This is a genomic window from Bradyrhizobium sp. 153 (genome assembly GCF_023073835.1).
GTDB lineage: Bacteria > Pseudomonadota > Alphaproteobacteria > Rhizobiales > Xanthobacteraceae > Bradyrhizobium.
Window position 1 is genome coordinate 1 of sequence record NZ_JADPKH010000044.1, and the last position, 4,601, is coordinate 4,601.

General features: G+C 56.3%; 2 protein-coding genes and 1 pseudogene. 1 reads left to right on the forward strand and 2 read right to left on the reverse strand.

Annotation, left to right across the window (positions count from 1 at the left end):
• Positions 1-302: 302 nt before the first annotated feature.
• Positions 303-2,525, reverse strand: coding sequence for a 3-hydroxyacyl-CoA dehydrogenase NAD-binding domain-containing protein (locus tag IVA91_RS12090; RefSeq protein ID WP_247458776.1), 2,223 nt, complete (start codon positions 2,523-2,525; stop codon positions 303-305).
• An 88-nt stretch (positions 2,526-2,613) separates the two neighbouring features.
• Positions 2,614-3,822, reverse strand: a complete 1,209-nt coding sequence (locus IVA91_RS12095) for an acetyl-CoA C-acetyltransferase (protein WP_247458777.1) — start codon at positions 3,820-3,822, stop codon at positions 2,614-2,616.
• Between the two features lie 423 nt (positions 3,823-4,245).
• Here IVA91_RS12095 and IVA91_RS12100 point away from each other — a divergent pair.
• Positions 4,246-4,601, forward strand: a pseudogene (locus IVA91_RS12100) (transposase); the annotation flags it as partial.

Consider the following 4,601-nt stretch of genomic DNA (forward strand, 5'->3'; position numbering starts at 1 on the left):
ACTATCCTTCGACATTGTGACCTCGCGACAAACTATTCCGCGAGATCTTCCTAGCCGACCAGATCAGCCCTCAGCGCGTGGTCCCTGCATGACGCTCACGTTTCTCAAGCCCTACAGAATTGTCTGCCATTTCTTTAGCGCCGGTTCAGCTTTCCGCGAGATGGAAGCAGCACCATCAGAGGCTAGCGGGAAATAGCGAGCTCGGCACACGAGAAGGCGTCTGCGAATGTATACTAGACAATTCTCACTACTCGCCTCAACCCGCCAACTATCCTAACAGTCCGACAAACATCTGGACGTTATCATCTCACGAGGGCTGCATGAGACGGCCGCCTAGGCCCCTCATAGAATCTATCGCCGTTCTTTGCCATCTCCTGCAACAGTCTTGGCGGAGCAAACCGATCGCCGTATCTGTCCTCAAAGCTTTGACAAATCTCGATAAACTTCTTCGCTCCGATAAGATCGATGTAAGATAGTACGCCGCCGGTAAACGGCGCGAAGCCAAAGCCTAGGATCGAGCCGACGTCTGCCTCGGCTGGGTCTGTAACAACCTGCTCTTCCACGGTGCGCGCGGCTTCTACGGACTGCACAACCAAAAACCGCCGCTTTATCTCGTTCAACTCGACAGTGTCGGGATTGAGACGCTCTGTCTGCAATTCGGCTAGCCCTGGCCATAGGCTCTTGCCGCCCTTTCCTCTTTCTGGATAATCATAGAAACCCTTGCTGTTCTTGCGGCCAAAACGGCCCCGGTTTTCTACAAGCTCGACCATCAATTTCTTGTCCGCCTGATCGACGGCGGTTGCGCCGAGATCAGCTTCAGCCGCCTTTATAATCTTCAAGCGCAAGTCTAGAGCCGTTTCGTCGGATAACGAAAGCGGTCCGACCGGCATTCCCGCCAATTTTGCGCAGTTCTCAATCATCGCCGCCGGCACGCCCTCCAAGAACATCTGGACGCCTTCGCAGATGTAACGAGACACGCAGCGGTTGGCGAAGAACCCGCGAGAATCGTTTAGCACAATCGGTGTCTTCCCGAGCTGCCGTACATAGTCGAAAGCCGTAGCGACAGCGATATCACTGCTCCTTCTGCCCAAGATAATCTCGACCAGCATCATCTTATCGACTGGGGAAAAGAAATGAACGCCGATAAACCTCTCCTTGTCCTCGAATTGTTCGGCGAGAGAATTGATTGGCAGCGTCGAGGTATTAGACGCGACGATCGAACTCTTAGAGAGAAAGGGCCGCAGTTTGGCGTAGACCTGATACTTGGTATCTCGTTCCTCGAATACCGATTCGATCACCAGGTCGCAGTCCTTTGTCGCGGCATAGTCAACGGTCGCAGTTATCCGGGATAGCGTCGCATCCCGCTCACGTTCTGTAGCGCGCCCCTTTCTGATCAGATCGTCCATGATGGACTTGGCATTCGCCTTCGCCCTATTGGCGCTCTCCTGGGATCTATTGATGAGGATCACTTCAATACCCGAGCGCGCAGAAACGTAACCGACGGAAGCACCGACGAACCCGGCACCGACCACGGCGATTCTTCTTACCTTCCTTGATGGCACGCAGTTCGGACGATGCTTGCCTTTATTCAACTCTTGCTTCGATAGAAATAAGCTTCGGATCGACGCCTCCACTTCCGAAGAGCGCAAAATTCGGACAAAGTGGCGTGACTCCATGCGCAGAGCCGCGTCAATTGGTAGCTGCAGACCTTCGTAGAGACAGCTCAATACCGAACGCGCCGCGGGATAATTATCGTAGGTATCGCGCCGGTAAAAGGCGTTGCAGACCGGAAATGTGGTCATGCCGACCTTGGAGAAAACGGGACCGCTAGGCGGCGTAAATCCCTTCTCGTCCCAAGGGGCGATCGGGTTTCCGCCCTTCTTAATCCAACTCTTCGCCGTCTTGATCAAATCGGTCGGAAGCACGGTGGAGTGGATCAGGTTGAGGTCTTTGGCACGCTCAACGTTGATTGTCTCCCCCTTTAGTAAAATCGGGACAGCATCTTGCAGAGAAACGATGCGTGGAACGCGTTGAGTGCCGCCCGCCCCGGGAAACAGGCCGTTCCTAATCTCTGGCAAGCCCAGTCGAATGTTTGCGTCGTTCGCGGCGACACGGTAGTGACAGCACAACGTGAGCTCGAATGCGGCACCGAGCACATGTCCCTTGATGGCGGCTGCCCACGGCTTACCCGATATTTCTATGGATCGAAACAGAAGCGAGTAGCGGCGGCACCGATCAAAAAGGAGCTGTTTAGCTGCCATCTCACCTTTAGATTCAACCCATTGGACGTAAGTGATTCGTAGACGTTCGAGCATAGACAGGTCTGGGCCAGCAGCCGGGGCCTCACTACCTAGCTTCAGCACAACACCACTCACAGAGATATCTGCAGATGTTTGCTTCACAATCTGCTCGAGCTCGGCCGTCGTGGTCTCGTCCAGAATGGTCTCCAGATGTCTTTGCGCCGCCCAGGCAACCTGCACGACCCCGTCACGATCGGTGTCAATCTTGAAAGTCTTGTACGTCATTCTTATGTCCTCCCATGCCGCCTGCTCTTGCCTGGGTCATTCTTCAGTCGCGAGCGACCACAGCAGTCCTTCCGTGAAATCACCTCAACTAAACGCGTTCAATGATTGTCGCGGTCCCCATGCCGCCGCCGATGCACAACGTCACTAAAGCGACCGCCTTATTGGCGCGCTCGAGCTCGTCGAGTGCGGTACCTAGGATCATCGAGCCGGTGGCGCCCAGAGGATGGCCGAGCGCGATCGCTCCACCATTGACGTTGATTTTGTCAGGGTCGATGTCAAACGCCTGGATGTAGCGGAGCACGACTGAGGCGAAGGCTTCATTGACTTCGAACAAGTCAATATCGGCCGTTCTTAATCCGGAACGATCAAACAACTTTTTGGAGACCTCGATCGGCCCTGTCAACATGATGGCGGGCTCCGAACCGATATTGGCGAACGCGCGGATCTTCGCCCGCGCCCTTAGGCCAAATTTCTCACCAGCTTCCCTGCTGCCGATTAACACGGCGCTTGCGCCATCTACGATGCCAGACGAGTTACCGCCGTGATGGACATGGTTGATACTCTCGATCTCCGGGTGCGACTGGATCGCCACGGCATCAAAGCCCCCCTTTTGCCCCAGTTCAACAAAGGCGGGTTTTAGCTGTGCCAACGACTGCATCGTCGTATTGGGACGCAAATGCTCGTCCTTCGCCAGGATCGTGAGGCCGTTCAAGTCGGTCACTGGTACGACTGAGTTGCTGAAAAATCCCTGGTCCCAGGCATTGGCCGCGCGCCGCTGGCTCTGCACAGCGTAATCATCGACGATTTCCCTAGAGAAGCCGTACTTGGTTGCAATCAAATCAGCGGCGATGCCCTGAGGTATGAAGTAGGTTGGCACTGCAATTGAGGGATCCATGGCCACGGCGCCGCCGGATGCGCCCATGCCAACGCGGCTCATGGATTCGGCCCCGCCACCGATCACGAGGTCGTGCTGCCCGCTCATGATTTGAGCCGCGGCGAAATTTACCGCATCCAGCCCAGAAGCGCAGAACCGATTGATTTGGACGCCGGGTACAGTTTCGCCAAGGCCTGCCTTTAACGCGGCGAACCGAGCGATGTCGGCACCAGCCTCACCGACCGGGTCGACCACTCCGAGGATGACATCGTCAATCGCACCCTCTGTCAGATTATTGCGCTCTTTCAGAGCTTCGAGGGGCACCGTGGCGAGCCGGAGCGCCGTCACTTCGTGCAGGGCACCGTCGGGCTTGCCGCGACCGCGGGGTGTTCGAACGTGATCATAGACATATGCGTCAGCCAAAGCGGCTCTCCTAAAAAGCGTTTCCGTTCGTGATACCACATGAAAGTCTACTGTGCTCCAGACGACCCCTAGCCGGAGCTCTGAGCGCTGGCCTTTGCTAGCTGTTGAATGCACTCTCGTTCACTCTCGCTACGCCTGAACAGCAATGTCCATGCCACAAGGCGGTACAGCCGACACGCAAGTGCCACGCTGGAAACACTGCCGCATCGCGCGTTGATGGCGATTTAGTAGTGGCGGCGATGTCTTGGAGAAGACAGCGACATGTTTGGTTGTCAGAAGCCGCACAACGCGCTGTAGCGTTCAAGTAAGGGTTAGCGGCGGATGGGGTTAGAACATCGCGCATGGGGTAAAGGAGAACGACCTGAGCTGCTGCCGGTTTGATGGACACCGAGATTAGGTGTTTCATGAAGCCGGAGGTGGGCGATGAAGAGACGGAAGTTCAGTCGCGAGTTCAAGATCGAGGCGGTCAAGCTGGTTAGGGAGCGTGGGGTGTCGGTGGCGCAGGCCGGGCGCGACCTGGATGTTCATGAGAACGTTCTGCGCAAATGGGTGAAAGAGTTCGGCTCCGATCCGGTGCAGGCCTTTCCCGGCCACGGGCAGATGAAGCCGGAGCAGCAGGAGATCGAGCGGTTGCGCCGTGAGGTCGCCAGGTTGAAGGCCGAGCGGGATATCCTAAAAAAGGCCGCAGCCTTCTTCGCGAAGGAAGCGACATGAAGTTCGTCTTCATCGCGAAGCACCGGGCGATCTGGCCGGTGGCATGGCTATGCGATGCGCTGGGG

Bases quoted from the DNA above. Each gene is read 5' to 3' on its own strand.
- IVA91_RS12090 (WP_247458776.1), bottom strand. From the start codon at position 2,525: ATGACGTACAAGACTTTCAAGATTGACACCGATCGTGACGGGGTCGTG.